This window comes from Aquitalea aquatilis, from assembly GCF_005155025.1.
Lineage (GTDB): Bacteria > Pseudomonadota > Gammaproteobacteria > Burkholderiales > Chromobacteriaceae > Aquitalea > Aquitalea aquatilis.
The window spans coordinates 1,574,148-1,587,748 of record NZ_CP039731.1 but is presented as its reverse complement, the minus strand read 5'-3'; the positions used below and the strand labels follow the sequence as shown (position 1 = coordinate 1,587,748).

25 protein-coding genes are annotated in these 13,601 nt (G+C 54.4%); 2 read left to right on the top strand and 23 right to left on the bottom strand.

Annotated features, from left to right (window positions below; genetic code table 11):
- The first annotated feature begins 123 nt into the window (after positions 1–123).
- The gene (locus FAZ30_RS07390; RefSeq protein WP_124644165.1) at positions 124–1,542 is read left to right on the top strand and encodes an aminotransferase-like domain-containing protein; all 1,419 of its coding nucleotides are present in this window, start codon (positions 124–126) and stop codon (positions 1,540–1,542) included.
- 36 nt (positions 1,543–1,578) lie between these two features.
- Complete coding sequence (locus FAZ30_RS07385) at positions 1,579–2,376, top strand: MOSC domain-containing protein (protein ID WP_137009175.1); 798 nt, start codon at positions 1,579–1,581, stop codon at positions 2,374–2,376.
- Between the two features lie 184 nt (positions 2,377–2,560).
- Here FAZ30_RS07385 and rplQ read toward each other — a convergent pair whose 3' ends face one another.
- The 23 genes from rplQ to rpsS all read right to left on the bottom strand — a co-directional run bounded on the left by rplQ (position 2,561) and on the right by rpsS (position 13,598).
- Positions 2,561–2,956, bottom strand: coding sequence for a 50S ribosomal protein L17 (rplQ, locus tag FAZ30_RS07380; RefSeq protein WP_103522826.1), 396 nt, complete (start codon positions 2,954–2,956; stop codon positions 2,561–2,563).
- Between the two features lie 24 nt (positions 2,957–2,980).
- The gene (locus FAZ30_RS07375) at positions 2,981–3,964 is read right to left on the bottom strand and encodes a DNA-directed RNA polymerase subunit alpha (protein WP_059284782.1); all 984 of its coding nucleotides are present in this window, start codon (positions 3,962–3,964) and stop codon (positions 2,981–2,983) included.
- A gap of 23 nt (positions 3,965–3,987) precedes the next feature.
- Positions 3,988–4,608, bottom strand: a complete 621-nt coding sequence (rpsD, locus tag FAZ30_RS07370; RefSeq protein WP_059284783.1) for a 30S ribosomal protein S4 — start codon at positions 4,606–4,608, stop codon at positions 3,988–3,990.
- Between the two features lie 18 nt (positions 4,609–4,626).
- A complete protein-coding gene (rpsK, locus tag FAZ30_RS07365; protein ID WP_008955659.1) occupies positions 4,627–5,022 on the bottom strand; it encodes a 30S ribosomal protein S11 in 396 nt (131 codons plus the stop codon).
- A gap of 16 nt (positions 5,023–5,038) precedes the next feature.
- Positions 5,039–5,401 (bottom strand): 30S ribosomal protein S13, encoded by a 363-nt coding sequence (rpsM, locus tag FAZ30_RS07360; protein WP_103522827.1) that lies wholly within the window; start codon positions 5,399–5,401, stop codon positions 5,039–5,041.
- Between the two features lie 70 nt (positions 5,402–5,471).
- Positions 5,472–5,585: a 50S ribosomal protein L36 gene (rpmJ, locus tag FAZ30_RS07355; protein WP_011137711.1), complete on the bottom strand. Its 114-nt coding sequence runs from the start codon at positions 5,583–5,585 to the stop codon at positions 5,472–5,474.
- Between the two features lie 275 nt (positions 5,586–5,860).
- A complete protein-coding gene (gene secY / locus FAZ30_RS07345; protein WP_124644163.1) occupies positions 5,861–7,180 on the bottom strand; it encodes a preprotein translocase subunit SecY in 1,320 nt (439 codons plus the stop codon).
- Positions 7,181–7,191: 11 nt separating this feature from the next.
- Positions 7,192–7,623, bottom strand: a complete 432-nt coding sequence (gene rplO, locus FAZ30_RS07340) for a 50S ribosomal protein L15 (protein WP_124644162.1) — start codon at positions 7,621–7,623, stop codon at positions 7,192–7,194.
- Between the two features lie 3 nt (positions 7,624–7,626).
- Positions 7,627–7,812, bottom strand: coding sequence for a 50S ribosomal protein L30 (gene rpmD / locus FAZ30_RS07335; protein WP_059284787.1), 186 nt, complete (start codon positions 7,810–7,812; stop codon positions 7,627–7,629).
- Positions 7,805–8,323, bottom strand: a complete 519-nt coding sequence (gene rpsE, locus FAZ30_RS07330; protein WP_059284788.1) for a 30S ribosomal protein S5 — start codon at positions 8,321–8,323, stop codon at positions 7,805–7,807. The genes rpmD and rpsE overlap by 8 nt, the downstream gene beginning before the upstream one ends.
- Positions 8,324–8,336: 13 nt before the next feature.
- On the bottom strand, positions 8,337–8,690 hold the full coding sequence (rplR, locus tag FAZ30_RS07325) for a 50S ribosomal protein L18 (RefSeq protein ID WP_045846878.1): 354 nt from the start codon (positions 8,688–8,690) through the stop codon (positions 8,337–8,339).
- Positions 8,691–8,703: 13 nt separating this feature from the next.
- The gene (gene rplF, locus FAZ30_RS07320; RefSeq protein WP_124644161.1) at positions 8,704–9,237 is read right to left on the bottom strand and encodes a 50S ribosomal protein L6; all 534 of its coding nucleotides are present in this window, start codon (positions 9,235–9,237) and stop codon (positions 8,704–8,706) included.
- 9 nt (positions 9,238–9,246) lie between these two features.
- Positions 9,247–9,642, bottom strand: a complete 396-nt coding sequence (rpsH, locus tag FAZ30_RS07315) for a 30S ribosomal protein S8 (RefSeq protein ID WP_059287130.1) — start codon at positions 9,640–9,642, stop codon at positions 9,247–9,249.
- Between the two features lie 14 nt (positions 9,643–9,656).
- Positions 9,657–9,962, bottom strand: a complete 306-nt coding sequence (rpsN, locus tag FAZ30_RS07310) for a 30S ribosomal protein S14 (RefSeq protein WP_045846875.1) — start codon at positions 9,960–9,962, stop codon at positions 9,657–9,659.
- Positions 9,963–9,966: 4 nt separating this feature from the next.
- The gene (gene rplE / locus FAZ30_RS07305; RefSeq protein WP_045846874.1) at positions 9,967–10,506 is read right to left on the bottom strand and encodes a 50S ribosomal protein L5; all 540 of its coding nucleotides are present in this window, start codon (positions 10,504–10,506) and stop codon (positions 9,967–9,969) included.
- A gap of 12 nt (positions 10,507–10,518) precedes the next feature.
- Complete coding sequence (gene rplX, locus FAZ30_RS07300) at positions 10,519–10,833, bottom strand: 50S ribosomal protein L24 (protein ID WP_059287129.1); 315 nt, start codon at positions 10,831–10,833, stop codon at positions 10,519–10,521.
- A 9-nt stretch (positions 10,834–10,842) separates the two neighbouring features.
- Positions 10,843–11,211 (bottom strand): 50S ribosomal protein L14, encoded by a 369-nt coding sequence (gene rplN, locus FAZ30_RS07295; RefSeq protein WP_043579386.1) that lies wholly within the window; start codon positions 11,209–11,211, stop codon positions 10,843–10,845.
- Positions 11,212–11,415: 204 nt separating this feature from the next.
- Positions 11,416–11,679: a 30S ribosomal protein S17 gene (gene rpsQ, locus FAZ30_RS07290; RefSeq protein WP_045846872.1), complete on the bottom strand. Its 264-nt coding sequence runs from the start codon at positions 11,677–11,679 to the stop codon at positions 11,416–11,418.
- A gap of 1 nt (position 11,680) precedes the next feature.
- A complete protein-coding gene (rpmC, locus tag FAZ30_RS07285) occupies positions 11,681–11,869 on the bottom strand; it encodes a 50S ribosomal protein L29 (RefSeq protein WP_021478360.1) in 189 nt (62 codons plus the stop codon).
- The gene (gene rplP, locus FAZ30_RS07280) at positions 11,869–12,285 is read right to left on the bottom strand and encodes a 50S ribosomal protein L16 (RefSeq protein WP_045846871.1); all 417 of its coding nucleotides are present in this window, start codon (positions 12,283–12,285) and stop codon (positions 11,869–11,871) included. Before rplP ends, rpmC begins: the two co-directional genes overlap by 1 nt.
- Positions 12,269–12,970 (bottom strand): 30S ribosomal protein S3, encoded by a 702-nt coding sequence (gene rpsC / locus FAZ30_RS07275; RefSeq protein WP_045846870.1) that lies wholly within the window; start codon positions 12,968–12,970, stop codon positions 12,269–12,271. The genes rplP and rpsC overlap by 17 nt, the downstream gene beginning before the upstream one ends.
- A 10-nt stretch (positions 12,971–12,980) precedes the next feature.
- A complete protein-coding gene (gene rplV / locus FAZ30_RS07270; RefSeq protein WP_045846869.1) occupies positions 12,981–13,310 on the bottom strand; it encodes a 50S ribosomal protein L22 in 330 nt (109 codons plus the stop codon).
- 9 nt (positions 13,311–13,319) lie between these two features.
- Positions 13,320–13,598, bottom strand: a complete 279-nt coding sequence (gene rpsS / locus FAZ30_RS07265) for a 30S ribosomal protein S19 (protein ID WP_008955640.1) — start codon at positions 13,596–13,598, stop codon at positions 13,320–13,322.
- Positions 13,599–13,601 lie beyond the last annotated feature (3 nt).

Sequence of the window (13,601 nt, the reverse complement as noted above, 5' to 3'; positions counted from 1 at the left end):
CACACCAATACAATTACAGGTACAGTTATGCAGATATTTGTCATGACCGTATCGGTAAATTCACCAGTACAGTTCAGCAAGCACAGCGGTTAGCTGCCTGCTTGCCTCCCGTGGAAAGCAACCATGACCAGCCTGAGCATCAGTCCACAAGCCGGCCAGACCCTGGTCGACGCCATTGTCAGCGCCATTAGCCATGCCATCGATGCCGGTCACTGGCGGCCCGGCACGCGCATTCCCTCGATACGCCGCTTCGCCACGGATAATGGTGTCAGCCCGTTTACCGTGGTTGAAGCCTACGACCGCCTGTTGTCACAGGGCTATCTGCGTTCGCGTCCGGGTTCGGGCTTTTACGTGGAAGTGCGCCAACGCAGCGGTACGCTGCGCCAGGCAGCGCGTCTGGAAGACTTGCCCATCGATGAGCACTGGCTGCTGCGCAATGTATACGAGCATTCAGAACAGGCATTGCAGGCCGGTTGTGGCTGGCTGCCCTCCGCCTGGTATGACATCGAAGCGCAACAGAAAGCCCTGCGTGCACTGGCGCGGCATGGTGATATGAATCTGCGCTATGGCGACCCCAAAGGCTATCCGGTGCTACGCCGGCAGCTGGCACAGCAACTGGCAGAAAAAGGTGTACCAGTACAGGGGGACGACATCCTGTTGACACAGGGGGCCAGCAAAGCGCTGGATATGGTGGCCTGCGCGCTGCTACGCCCCGGCGATACCATACTGGTAGACGATCCCGGCTATTGCAATCTCATGTCCTGCCTGGCATTTCGCGGCTTCAACCTGGTGGGCGTCCCCTGGACCGAGCAAGGACCTGACATCCCCACCTTGCAGGCCTTACTCGAAACTCACCGACCGCGCGCCTTCTTCACCAATCCCTGGCTGCAAAATCCTACCGGTGCCAGTTATTCGGTACAAACGGCGCATCAGGTGCTCAAGCTGGCCGAGCAATACGATTTGTTGCTGGTGGAAGACAATGTTTCGGGGGACTTCACCCATGGCCGCCAACCCACGCTGGCCGCACTGGATGGCCTGCGTCGTGTCATCTACATTGACAGTTTTTCCAAGACGCTGTCGCCAGGCTTGCGCGTGGGTTTTATTGCCTGCCCGGCGGATAGTGTGGAAAAGCTGCTGCGCTACAAAATGATGTCCGGCCTGACCACACCGGAGCTGAATGAGCGAGTGGTGCTGGAAATGCTCAACGAAGGCCGCTACCGGCGACAGGTGGAAAAACTGAAGTCACGCTTGGCCGAAGCACAGTTTCTTGCAGCCGAACGCTTATTGGCACTGGACTGGCAATTGTTTACCCGCCCCAGCAACGGCCTGTTCCTGTGCGCCAGGCCGCCACAGCCCATTGATACCATGCAGTTGGCCGAGCAAGCCTTGAAACAGGATATCCTGCTGGCACCGGGGCACCTGTTCCGCCCCTACGGTGAAGCCAGCCACTGGCTACGCTTCAATGTTGCCTACAGCCAGGATGAGCGCTTATGGCGCTTTCTGCAGGATCACACCAGTGCCAGAGCTGGCCAGCAATGCTAGCATGAGCGGCAAACCACCATTTTTAGCGGAGTTTTCATGCAACTGAGCCAGATGTTCGTGCATCCGATGAAATCGGCCCGTGGTATTAGCTATAGCCGTGCCTATGCCAGCCAGCAAGGCTTGCTGCACGACCGCGAATGGCTGCTGGTCACACCGGAAGGCCGCTTTCTTACCGCGCGCGAATTTCCGCGCATGGTGCTGATTGAAATGGATCTGATTCCGGGCGGCATGCTGCTTAAAGCACCCGGCATGCCAGCTGTGATGGCCATGACCCAGGTTTATACCCTGCCGGTTGTCACTGCAGTTTGGAAGGATGAATTCAGCGCGCTGCACGGTGACAGTCATGTGGATGGCTGGTTTAGCCAGTACATGGGCATTCCTTGCAAATTGCTGTGGCTCGGCATGCACTCCCGCCGCACCCTGCAATCTGGCAATACGCCAATGTCGTTTGCTGACGGCTACCCCTATCTGCTAGTCAATCAGGCTTCGCTGGATGCCTTGAATCAGGACTTGCCTCAGGCGGTCAGCCTGCGCCACTTCCGCCCGAATCTGGTTATCGATGGCGCCATGCCTTATGAAGAAGATGACTGGAGCGTCATTCGCATTGGCGACATCCTGTTTGATGTGGCAAAGCCATGTACCCGCTGCCAGTTGACCACAGTCGATCCACAAACCGGTGAATTCTCCAGCGACAACGAGCCAATGCACACGCTGATTCGCACCCGCCAGCTGCCCGAAGGCATCTGCTTTGGAGTCAACCTTGTCGCCCGCAGTGAAGGGATACTGGAACTGGGTGCTGCGGTGGAAGTTGTAGAATCACGCTACACCTTCTGAATAGATAACAGAGCATAGCGGTCATGCCCGGCGGTCGAAACATCAGACTTGATTAGTCTCGTGTGAAAATCGGCCGGCCACCAGCCCGGTTTGAGCTGCCCGACAAGGGATTCTGGCCTGCGAAACAGACTCAGAAATGAAAAAAGCCAGCTTACGCTGGCTTTTTTCACAACTTCACTGAAAATTACTCAGCGGAGTCATCTACGACTGCGACGGCATCTTCAGCACGATCCACCAGCTCTACCAGAGCCATCGGGGCGTTGTCGCCCTTGCGGAAACCGTACTTCAGGATACGCACATAACCACCATTGCGGGCGGAGAAGCGCGGGCCGAGTTCGTCGAAGAGTTTAACCACGATATCGCGGTCACGAGTGCGGTCAAACGCCAGACGACGGTTGGCGAGAGACGGCTTTTTGCCGAGCGTAATCAGCGGCTCGGCCACACGACGCAGTTCCTTGGCTTTCGGCAGCGTGGTCACGATAACTTCGTGCTTCAGCAGCGAATTCGCCATGTTGCGCAGCATCGCCAGACGATGGCTGGTCGTGCGGTTCAGTTTACGATTACTGTAACGATGACGCATTGTTAATGTCCTTTAGTCTCAAACTTACGGCTTTTCCAGACCAGCCGGAGGCCAATTCTCGAGCTTCATGCCGAGAGTCAGGCCCTTCGAAGCGAGAACTTCTTTGATCTCGTTCAGCGACTTGCGACCGAGGTTCGGAGTCTTCAGAAGCTCGGTTTCAGTACGCTGGATCAGATCGCCGATGTAGTAAATGTTCTCTGCCTTCAGGCAGTTGGCCGAACGAACCGTCAGTTCAAGATCGTCTACCGGACGCAGCAAGATCGGATCGATCGGCGGCGCCTTTTCAACGACTTCTTCAACCGCTGTGCCTTGGAGGTCAGCAAAGATCGACAGCTGATCCATCAGAATACGTGCAGCATTACGCACGGCCTGTTCCGGTTCGATGACGCCATTGGTCTCAATATCGAGAACCAGGCGGTCGAGGTCGGTACGTTGCTCAACACGGGCGCTTTCCACTGCAAAGCTCACACGGCGAACCGGCGAGAAGGAAGCATCCAGTTGAATGGTACCGATGGAACGGTTTTCTTCATGCATGGACCGAACAGACACAGGCTGATAGCCACGGCCTTTTTCGACCTTGATCTCCATGTCGATTTTGCCACCAACGGAGAGATGAGCAATCACGTGTTCCGGATTGATCACTTCCACGTCATGCGGCAACTCGATATCGCCAGCCAAGACAGCGCCTTCGCCTTCCTTTTTCAGGGTCAGCACAACACTGTCACGACCATGCAGCTTAAGCACTACGCCCTTGAGGTTGAGGAGGATGTCTACGACATCCTCACGCACGCCATCAAGTGCGGAATACTCATGCAAAACGCCAGCGATAGTCACTTCGGTAGGAGCAAAGCCCGGCATCGACGACAGCAGAATGCGGCGCAGCGAGTTTCCCAGAGTATGGGCGTACCCACGCTCGAACGGCTCCATCGATACGCGTGCATGGGTCGCGGAGACCGGCTGCACGTCAATCAGACGAGGTTTCAAAAATTCCGAAGCGCTGTTTTGCATAGTCATTCCCTAAGAGCTAGCGATTACTTGGAGTAGAATTCCACAACGAGTTGTTCGTTGATATCGCTAGACAGTTCGGAACGTTCCGGAGCAGATTTGAAGACGCCTTCCATCTTCTTGGAGTCAACCGACACCCAAGTAGGGAAACCACCTTGCTCAGCCAGAGCCAGACCTTCTACGATACGGGCCTGTTTCTTGGCCTTTTCGCGGACAGACACAACGTCACCAGCTTTAACCTGGAAAGACGGAATGTTAACTACCTGGCCGTTCACAACGATAGCCTTGTGGCTTACCAACTGACGTGCTTCTGCACGAGTGGAGCCAAAGCCCATGCGATATACAACGTTGTCCAGACGGGCCTCGAGCAGCTTCAGCAGGTTTTCACCAGTGGAGCCTTTACGACGCACAGCTTCCGCAAAGTAGTTGCGGAACTGACGCTCGAGTACGCCATAGATACGGCGGATTTTCTGCTTTTCACGCAGCTGGACACCGTAGTCAGACAGGCGGCTCTTACGAGCGCCATGCTGGCCAGGAGGGGTGTCCAGTTTGCACTTGGAATCCAGTGCACGACGCGCGCTCTTCAGGAAAAGGTCGGTGCCTTCACGACGAGCGAGCTTACATTTCGGGCCGATATAACGTGCCATGTTCTCACACTCTCCGAATTAAATACGACGTTTTTTGGGCGGACGGCAACCGTTGTGCGGTACCGGCGTCACGTCGGAGATGCTGGTGATCTTGAAACCCAGCGCGTTGAGTGCGCGAACAGCGGATTCACGACCCGGACCCGGGCCCTTGATACGAACTTCGAGGTTCTTCACACCGTATTCTTGGGCAACTTTACCAGCGTGCTCTGCTGCTACCTGAGCAGCAAAGGGTGTACTTTTGCGCGAGCCCTTAAAACCAGCGCCGCCAGAGGTAGCCCAAGACAGTGCATTGCCTTGACGGTCGGTGATAGTGATGATGGTGTTGTTGAACGAAGCGTGCACGTGCACGATACCTTCGCTAACAGACTTGCGCACTTTTTTACGTACACGGACAGCTGTGTTTGCTTTAGCCATTTCTGTGTTCCTTTAGTTACTTCTTGCCGGCGATCGCCTTACGCGGTCCCTTGCGGGTACGAGCGTTAGTGCGAGTGCGCTGACCGCGACACGGCAGGCCACGACGATGACGCAGACCGCGATAGCAGCCCATGTCCATCAGACGCTTGATGCTCATGGTGATTTCGCGACGCAGGTCACCTTCAACGGTGAACTTCGCCACTGCTTCACGCAGAGTTTCCATCTCAGCTTCTGTCAGATCCTTCACCTTGGTGGAGGGATTCACGCTGGCAGCAACACAAATCTGCTGGGCGCGAGTCTGACCGATGCCGAAAATTGCCTGCAGGCCGATAACGGCATGCGCATGATTGGGGATATTTACCCCTGCAATACGGGCCATACTCTTTCCTTAAGCCTTAAGACCTTGAAAAGTTTGCGATTGTAACACGCAAAGTCAGGTCTAACAAATGTTAGCCTTGCTTTTGCTTGTGACGCGGGTCCGTGCAGATCACGCGAACTACGCGATTGCGACGGATGATTTTGCAGTTACGGCAAATCTTCTTTACCGAAGGCTGTACTCGCATGTCAGTTCCTTTCGTTACTCTAAAAGAGCGAGTGCGTTATTTCGCACGGAACACGATACGGGCAGAGGTCAAATCGGATGGAATTAGTTCCACCGTAACCTTGTAAACAGCCAGGGCACAGATGCGAACATCTGTGTCATTACTGCTTACGCCCAATTACTACGTGTCCATTCTCAAGTTTGATCCTGCAGCAGCACCCAGGTGCTCCTGCCTGATCTCACCCTGCATCTGGATGGTGTCTTACCTAGCCATATAACCCAGCGAGAACACGTGTGTCAGCGGGTAAGGGCATTGCCTTTGAAGTTAGCCTTCTTCAGCAAGCTCTCATACTGATGCGACAGTACGTAGGACTGAACCTGAGCCATGAAATCCATGGTGACCACCACGATGATCAGCAGTGATGTACCACCGAAGTAGAACGGTACATTCCACTTCAAGATGAGGAATTCCGGCAACAGACAAACCAGCGTAATGTAGATCGCACCGATAAGTGTCAGCCGCAGAATGATCTTCTCGATGTAACGCGAAGTCTGCTCACCTGGACGGATACCTGGGATGAAAGCACCACTTTTCTTCAAGTTGTCTGCCGTCTCTTTCGGATTGAAAACGAGAGCGGTGTAGAAATAACAGAAGAAAATGATGGCCGTTGCATACAGCAGCACATAGATGGGCTGTCCGGGATGCAGCTTGTCAGCTACGCCCTTGAGCCAACCCAGGCTTTCATTGTTGCCCAGCCAGCCAAGAATGGTGGCAGGAAACAGAATGATGCTGGATGCAAAAATCGGCGGAATCACCCCTGCCATGTTGAGCTTGAGCGGCATGTGCGTGCTCTGGCCCTGCATGACACGATTACCAACCTGACGCTTGGCGTAGTTGACCAATACTTTACGTTGACCGCGTTCTGCGAACACAACAACGTAAGTCATCAGTGCAACACCAACAAACAGCACGATGGTAAACAGGATGGGCAGCGAGCCTTGACTGGTCAGCGTGAGCGTCTTGCCAATGGCAGCCGGAACACCTGATGCAATACCTGCACAGATGATCAGCGAGATACCGTTGCCGATACCGCGTTCGGTAATCTGTTCACCCAGCCACATGAGGAACATGGTGCCGGTAACCAGGGTTACCACGGTTGTCAGGTAGAACTCCCACTGGGCAGTCACCACCAGGTTAGGCTGCTTAAACAGCATTACCGCGATACTGAAACTCTGAAACGAGGCCAGCAATACGGTTGCATAACGTGTGTACTGGGTTACCTTACGACGTCCCGCGTCGCCTTCCTTCTTCAGCTGCTTCAAACTAGGCAGAACCTCGGAAGCCAGCTGAAGAATGATGGAAGCAGAGATGTACGGCATGATGCCCAGGGCAAATACCGTAAATCTCGAGAGGGCACCGCCCGAGAACATGTTGAACATGTCGAGCAGGCCCGTCTGCGACGTGTGGAACAACTTCGCTAGTTCGGCAGGATTGATACCAGGCACCGGAATATGAGCGCCGATGCGGTAAACAATCAAAGCTCCGATCAAAAACATGATACGGCGCTTCAAATCACCAAATTTATTGGTATTTCCAACTAGAGAAGTATTCGACACGTAAGTGCGCCTTATTCAATACTGCCGCCGGCAGCTTCGATAGCAGCGCGAGCGCCAGCAGTCGCTGCAATACCACGCAGCTTAACAGCACGCTCGATCTTGCCGGACAGTACCACCTTGGCTACCAGAGCCTGAGCAGCAACCAGACCAGCTTGCTTGAGCGACAACAGATCGATTTCATCGACCGGCAGCAAGTTCAGTTCGGACAGGCGAACCTCTGCATTGAAGCGAGCCGTCAGCGACTTGAAGCCACGTTTCGGCAGGCGACGTTGCAGCGGCATTTGACCGCCTTCAAAACCGACCTTGTGGAAACCACCTGCACGGCTCTTTTGACCCTTATGGCCACGACCGGCAGTCTTACCCAGGCCGCTACCAATACCGCGACCTACACGACGCTTCGCATGCTTGGCGCCGTCACCGGGTTGAATGGTGTTCAGCAGCATCTCTTAGCCCTCGAATTTGAGCAGGTAGCTGATCTTGTTGATCATGCCACGGTTTTCAGGGGTATCGAGCACTTCCACAGTCTGGCGGATCTTTTTCAGACCCAGGCCACGGGCGCAAGCCTTGTGGGATTCCAGACGACCGATCAGGCTCTTTACCAGAGTTACCTTTACAGTGTTGGCGTTACTCATGATTAACCCCCAGGATCTCGTCAACGGTCAGACCGCGCTTGGCGGCAACCTGAGAGGCGGTGCTAATCTTGCTCAGGCCGTCCAGAGTTGCACGAACCACGTTGTACGGGTTGGTGGAACCATGAATCTTGGCCGAAACATTGTGAATACCCATTGCGTCAAAAATTGCACGCATCGGGCCACCGGCCTTAACGCCAGTACCTTCTTTAGCCGGCTGGATAAAGACGGTAGTAGCACCGTGCTTACCCGATACGGTGTGGTGCAGGGTACCATTACGCAGCGGGATCTTTACCAGATTGCGGCGGGCCTGTTCCATTGCCTTTTGTACGGCAACCGGAACTTCCTTGGAACGACCTTTGCCCATACCGATGCCGCCATCGCCATCACCAACGACGGTCAAGGCGGAGAAAGCCATAATACGGCCGCCCTTAACCACTTTGGTGACGCGGTTGACGCTGATCATCTTCTCGACCAGACCGTCGCCACGATCTTCCATTTCGTGCTTAGCCATTCTTCACTCCGAATTAGAATACGAGACCGTGTTCACGGGCTGCGTCTGCCACAGCCTTCATACGGCCATGGTATTTGAAACCGGAACGGTCAAATGCCACGGTCGAAATACCGGCTGCCTTGGCTTTTTCAGCGATGCGCTTACCGACTACGGCTGCAGCGGCCACATTGCCACCATTGGAAACGTCAGCGCGTACTTCGGCTTCCAGAGTGGAAGCGCTTGCCAGTACCTTACTGCCAGTTTCATCAATGATCTGGGCATAAATGTGGCTGTTGGTGCGGTAAACAGTGAGACGCACCATCTTGAGCTCCGCAATCCGAGCACGGGTTTTACGTGCACGGCGGAGTCGAGCTTGTTTCTTGTCCATGTCAGTGCCTCAGTTACTTCTTCTTGGTTTCTTTCAGAACCACAACCTCATCAGCGTAACGAACGCCCTTGCCCTTGTAGGGTTCCGGGGAGCGGTATGCGCGGATTTCGGCAGCGATCTGGCCAACGAGTTGCTTGTTAGCACCCTTGATCAGGATCTCGGTCTGAGTCGGTGTCACAGCTTGGATGCCAGCGGGCATCTGGTGAGCTACCGGGTGAGAGAAACCCAGAGACAGGTTCAGAATGTCGCCTTGAGCCTGGGCACGATAGCCCACACCTACCAGCTGCAGCTTCTTCTCGAAGCCCTTGGAGACACCAATCACCATATTGTTCAGCAGAGCACGCAGAGTACCAGACATGGCACGTGCGAACTTGCTGTCGTTTTTAGCGGCGAAAGTCAGTTCATTGTTGTCGAACTTGACTTCAACCTCTTGGCACAGAGCGGTGCTCAGGCTGCCCAGGGCACCCTTAACAGTCACTTCTGCAGCACCGAATTTTACTTCGACGCCGGCCGGAATGGCCACCGGATTCTTAGCTACGCGAGACATTTGACCCCCTTACGCCACGACGCAGAGCAGCTCACCGCCGATACCGGCAGCGCGTGCTTTACGATCGGTCATGATGCCCTTGGAAGTAGACAGAATCGCTACACCCAGACCATTCATTACCTTCGGGATTTCGGTGGAGCCCTTGTATACGCGCAGGCCGGGACGCGAAACGCGGTCAATGCGCTCGATCACCGGACGGCCAGCGTAATACTTGAGCTGGATATCAAGAACAGGCTTCTTGGCTTCGCCGGCAACGGCGAAATCTTCGATGTAGCCTTCTTCTTTCAGCACCTGTGCCAGCGCAATTTTCAGCTTGGAAGACGGCATTGCAACAGCCACCTTGGAAGCCATTTGGCCGTTACGGATGCGGGTCAACATATCGGAAATAGGATCGTGCATGCTCATTTATGTATCTCCTATTACCAGCTGGCCTTAACAACACCCGGAATTTCGCCCTTCATGGCGATTTCGCGGAGTTTGTTACGACCCAGACCAAATTTACGGAACACGCCACGCGGACGACCGGTGATAGCACAGCGACGACGCTGGCGAACCGGGGAAGCATTGCGCGGCAGCTGCTGCAGTTGCAGGCGAGCGGCAAAGCGTTCTTCTTCCGAGAGGCTTTGATTGTTGATGGTAGCGATGAGGGCTTCGCGCTTAGCGGCAAATTTTTCAGCCACCTTAACGCGCTTCTCTTCACGCTTGATCAGTGCAAGTTTTGCCATGTGCTTAACCCTTGAACGGGAACTTGAACGCGGCCAGCAGTGCGCGGGCCTCTTCGTCAGTCTTCGCCGTAGTGGTAACAGTAATGTTCATACCACGCAGAGCATCGATCTTGTCGTACTCGATTTCCGGGAAGATGATCTGTTCCTTGACGCCCATGTTGTAGTTGCCGCGGCCGTCGAAAGACTTGGCGGAAACACCACGGAAGTCACGGACACGCGGCAACGCGATGGTCACCAGACGGTCCAGGAATTCGTACATGCGTTCACGGCGCAGGGTTACCTTGCAGCCGACCGGATAGTCATCGCGAATCTTGAAGCCAGCGATGGATTTGCGAGCGGTGGTGACAACCGGCTTCTGGCCGGCGATCTTTTCCATATCGCCCACGGCAAATTCCATTACCTTTTTATCGGCAACAGCTTCGCCCACACCCATGTTGACGGTGATCTTTTCGATGCGCGGTACTTCCATGATCGACTTGTAGCCGAACTGTTTCATCAGTTCCGGCACTACGCTGTCTTTGTAGAAATCGTAGAAACGTGCCATGTTTGCTTTTCCTTACGCGCCGATAACTTCGCCGTTGGACTTGAACACGCGTACCTTGCGGCCGTCTTCAAGAGTCTTGAAGCCCACGCGGTCAGCCTTTTGGCTAGCCGGATTGAAAATAGCGACGTTGGAAGCGTCAACAGGCATGATCTTTTCGACGATACCACCAGCAACACCACGTACCGGATTCGGCTTCTGGTGTTTCTTGGCGATGTTCACACCTTCAACAACCAGTTTCTCTTCCAGAACACGCAGAACGGTGCCGCGTTTACCCTTGTCTTTACCGGTGATTACTACGACTTCATCACCTTTACGAATTTTGCGCATGCGACCTCCTTACAGCACTTCAGGAGCAAGCGACACGATCTTCATGAAGCGCTCGGTACGCAGTTCACGCGTCACGGGCCCGAAGATGCGAGTGCCAATCGGCTCAAGCTTGTTGTTGAGCAGAACGGCAGCGTTGCTATCAAACTTGATCAACGAGCCGTCCGGACGACGCACGCCCTTGGCGGTGCGTACTACTACTGCGTTGTACACGTCGCCTTTTTTGACGCGACCGCGCGGAGCAGCATCCTTGATGCTCACCTTGATGATGTCGCCAACGCTTGCATAGCGACGCTTGGAACCGCCCAATACCTTGATGCACATAACGTGACGCGCACCGGTATTGTCAGCGACCTCAAGCATGGTCTGCATTTGGATCATTTGATGATTACCTTTCTAATCCAACTTTATCCGTCACTTTCACCTGCCGGTTTCTCGCATAAGAGCAAGACCAAACAGACGAAACGCCACAGCAAGACTGTGGCGTGTCAAACGGCCAGTTTTGGACCCCGTAAGGGCGGAATTCCTATCCGACACGGATAAGAAGATGGCCATTATACAAGGGACTTTCGTCCCTTGCAAGTCTTATACCTGGCGAGATTTCTCTACCAGGGCAGTTACCACCCACGATTTGGTCTTCGAGAGGGGACGGGACTCGCTGATTACTACGATGTCACCGGCCTTAAACTCGTTGTTCTCGTCGTGTGCGTGGAACTTCTTGGAACGACGGATAATTTTGCCGTAGATCGGGTGCTTAACCTTGCGCTCGACCAGAACGGTTACAGTCTTATCCATCTTGTCGCTGACGACGGTACCGGTCAGCGTACGTACAACTTTGGTTTCGCTCATCTTAAACTGCCTTTTCTTTCAGAACGGTACGTACACGAGCGATATCGCGACGCACTTTCTTCAGTTCAGAGGTCTTGGCGAGTTGCTGAGTAGCGTGCTGCATGCGCAGGGCAAACTGGGCCTTCAGGAGGCTCAGCAGTTCCACTTTCAGCTCGTCAACAGTTTTGGCTTTCAGTTCGGACGCTTTCATTACTGACCTACCTGTCTAGTTACAAACACAGTGGCGATCGGCAACTTGGCTGCGGCCAGACGGAAAGCTTCACGAGCGAGTTCCTCGTTAACACCGTCCATTTCGTACAGCATCTTGCCAGGCTGGATTTCGGCCACGTAGTATTCCGGAGAACCCTTACCCCCACCCATACGTACTTCAGCAGGCTTGGAAGTAATCGGTTTGTCCGGGAAAATACGGATCCAGATACGACCGCCACGCTTGATGTGACGAGTCATGGCACGACGGGCCGCTTCGATCTGACGTGCAGTCAGACGACCACGACCAACAGCCTTCAAACCGAAATCACCAAAGCTGACCTTGTTACCACGGGTAGCGATACCAGTGTTGCGGCCTTTATGCTGTTTACGGTACTTGAGTCTAGTTGGCTGCAGCATTGCGTGGGCCCTTTCTCGTTTTCTTCTCGGTCGCAACCGGAGCCGGCGCTACTTGACCCGGCTTCAGCTCACCTTTGTAAACCCATACCTTGATGCCGATGATACCGTAGGTAGTCTTGGCTTCAGAGGTAGCGTAGTCAACATCGGCACGCAGGGTATGCAGCGGCACGCGGCCTTCGCGATACCATTCGCTACGAGCGATATCGATACCGTTCAGACGGCCGGAGGACATGATCTTGATGCCCTGAGCGCCCATGCGCATGGCGTTCTGCATGGAACGCTTCATGGCACGACGGAACATCACACGCTTTTCCAGCTGCGAAGCGATACCGTCGGCGATGATTTGCGCGTCCAGTTCCGGCTTGCGAACTTCTTCGATATTCACGTGAACCGGCACGCCCAGACGAGCTTGCAGTTCGCGCTTCAGAACTTCGATGTCCTCACCTTTTTTACCGATCACCACACCCGGACGGGCACTGTGAATGGTAATGCGTGCCGACTTAGCCGGACGCTCGATGGTGACACGACCAACAGCCGCATGACCCAGGCGCTTCTTCAGGTATTCGCGGACTTCCAGGTCTTGCATCAGCATTTCCGGGAAATTCTTCGAATTGGCGAACCACTTGGAAGACCAGTTTTTGTTAACGGCAAGACGGAATCCCGTCGGATGAATCTTCTGACCCATTTCTTACCCCTTAATTGCCAACGGTCAACGAGATGTGGCAGGTCTGCTTTTCGATGCGATTGCCACGACCCTTAGCACGGGCAGTGAAACGCTTCAGACTAGCGCCTTTGTCAACAAAGATGCTGGTGACACGCAGGGTGTCAATATCAGCGCCTTCGTTGTGCTCGGCGTTAGCGATGGCAGATTCCAGCACTTTCTTCACAATAACCGCGCCCTTCTTCGGGGAGAAGGCCAGGATATTCAAAGCCTGACCAACGGATTGACCGCGGATCAGATCGGCCACCAGGCGGCACTTTTGTGCCGACAGGCGGACGCTTTTCAGATTTGCAGATACTCTCATCGCTTCACCTTATCTCTTCTTCGCCTTCTTATCGGCCGCGTGGCCTTTGAAGGTACGAGTCAGCGAGAATTCGCCCAGTTTATGACCGACCATGTTTTCGGAAACATAAACAGGCACATGGGTGCGACCGTTGTGAACCGCGATGGTCAAACCAATGAAGTCCGGCAGGACGGTCGAACGACGCGACCAGGTTTTGATCGGACGTTTGTCACTGGTTGCACGCGCCGCGTCGACCTTCTTCAGAAGGTGCAGATCAACGAACGGGCCTTTTTTCTGCGAACGTGCCATTGT

Bases quoted from the DNA above. Each gene is read 5' to 3' on its own strand.
- rplN (WP_043579386.1), bottom strand. From the start codon at position 11,211: ATGATCCAAATGCAGACCATGCTTGAGGTCGCTGACAATACCGGTGCG.
- rpmD (WP_059284787.1), bottom strand. From the start codon at position 7,812: ATGAGTAACGCCAACACTGTAAAGGTAACTCTGGTAAAGAGCCTGATC.
- rpsM (WP_103522827.1), bottom strand. From the start codon at position 5,401: ATGGCCCGTATTGCAGGGGTAAATATCCCCAATCATGCGCATGCCGTT.
- rpsQ (WP_045846872.1), bottom strand. From the start codon at position 11,679: ATGAGCGAAACCAAAGTTGTACGTACGCTGACCGGTACCGTCGTCAGC.
- rpsS (WP_008955640.1), bottom strand. From the start codon at position 13,598: ATGGCACGTTCGCAGAAAAAAGGCCCGTTCGTTGATCTGCACCTTCTG.
- rpsN (WP_045846875.1), bottom strand. From the start codon at position 9,962: ATGGCAAAACTTGCACTGATCAAGCGTGAAGAGAAGCGCGTTAAGGTG.
- FAZ30_RS07390 (WP_124644165.1), top strand. From the start codon at position 124: ATGACCAGCCTGAGCATCAGTCCACAAGCCGGCCAGACCCTGGTCGAC.
- rpsH (WP_059287130.1), bottom strand. From the start codon at position 9,642: ATGAGCATGCACGATCCTATTTCCGATATGTTGACCCGCATCCGTAAC.
- rpsE (WP_059284788.1), bottom strand. From the start codon at position 8,323: ATGGCTAAGCACGAAATGGAAGATCGTGGCGACGGTCTGGTCGAGAAG.
- rplE (WP_045846874.1), bottom strand. From the start codon at position 10,506: ATGGCACGTTTCTACGATTTCTACAAAGACAGCGTAGTGCCGGAACTG.
- rpmJ (WP_011137711.1), bottom strand. From the start codon at position 5,585: ATGCGAGTACAGCCTTCGGTAAAGAAGATTTGCCGTAACTGCAAAATC.
- rpsC (WP_045846870.1), bottom strand. From the start codon at position 12,970: ATGGGTCAGAAGATTCATCCGACGGGATTCCGTCTTGCCGTTAACAAA.
- rplV (WP_045846869.1), bottom strand. From the start codon at position 13,310: ATGAGAGTATCTGCAAATCTGAAAAGCGTCCGCCTGTCGGCACAAAAG.
- rpsK (WP_008955659.1), bottom strand. From the start codon at position 5,022: ATGGCTAAAGCAAACACAGCTGTCCGTGTACGTAAAAAAGTGCGCAAG.
- rpmC (WP_021478360.1), bottom strand. From the start codon at position 11,869: ATGAAAGCGTCCGAACTGAAAGCCAAAACTGTTGACGAGCTGAAAGTG.
- FAZ30_RS07375 (WP_059284782.1), bottom strand. From the start codon at position 3,964: ATGCAAAACAGCGCTTCGGAATTTTTGAAACCTCGTCTGATTGACGTG.
- FAZ30_RS07385 (WP_137009175.1), top strand. From the start codon at position 1,579: ATGCAACTGAGCCAGATGTTCGTGCATCCGATGAAATCGGCCCGTGGT.
- rplX (WP_059287129.1), bottom strand. From the start codon at position 10,833: ATGCGCAAAATTCGTAAAGGTGATGAAGTCGTAGTAATCACCGGTAAA.
- rplO (WP_124644162.1), bottom strand. From the start codon at position 7,623: ATGCTGCTGAACACCATTCAACCCGGTGACGGCGCCAAGCATGCGAAG.
- rplF (WP_124644161.1), bottom strand. From the start codon at position 9,237: ATGTCTCGCGTAGCTAAGAATCCGGTGGCCATTCCGGCCGGCGTCGAA.
- rplQ (WP_103522826.1), bottom strand. From the start codon at position 2,956: ATGCGTCATCGTTACAGTAATCGTAAACTGAACCGCACGACCAGCCAT.
- rpsD (WP_059284783.1), bottom strand. From the start codon at position 4,608: ATGGCACGTTATATCGGCCCGAAATGTAAGCTCGCTCGTCGTGAAGGC.
- rplR (WP_045846878.1), bottom strand. From the start codon at position 8,690: ATGGACAAGAAACAAGCTCGACTCCGCCGTGCACGTAAAACCCGTGCT.
- rplP (WP_045846871.1), bottom strand. From the start codon at position 12,285: ATGCTGCAGCCAACTAGACTCAAGTACCGTAAACAGCATAAAGGCCGC.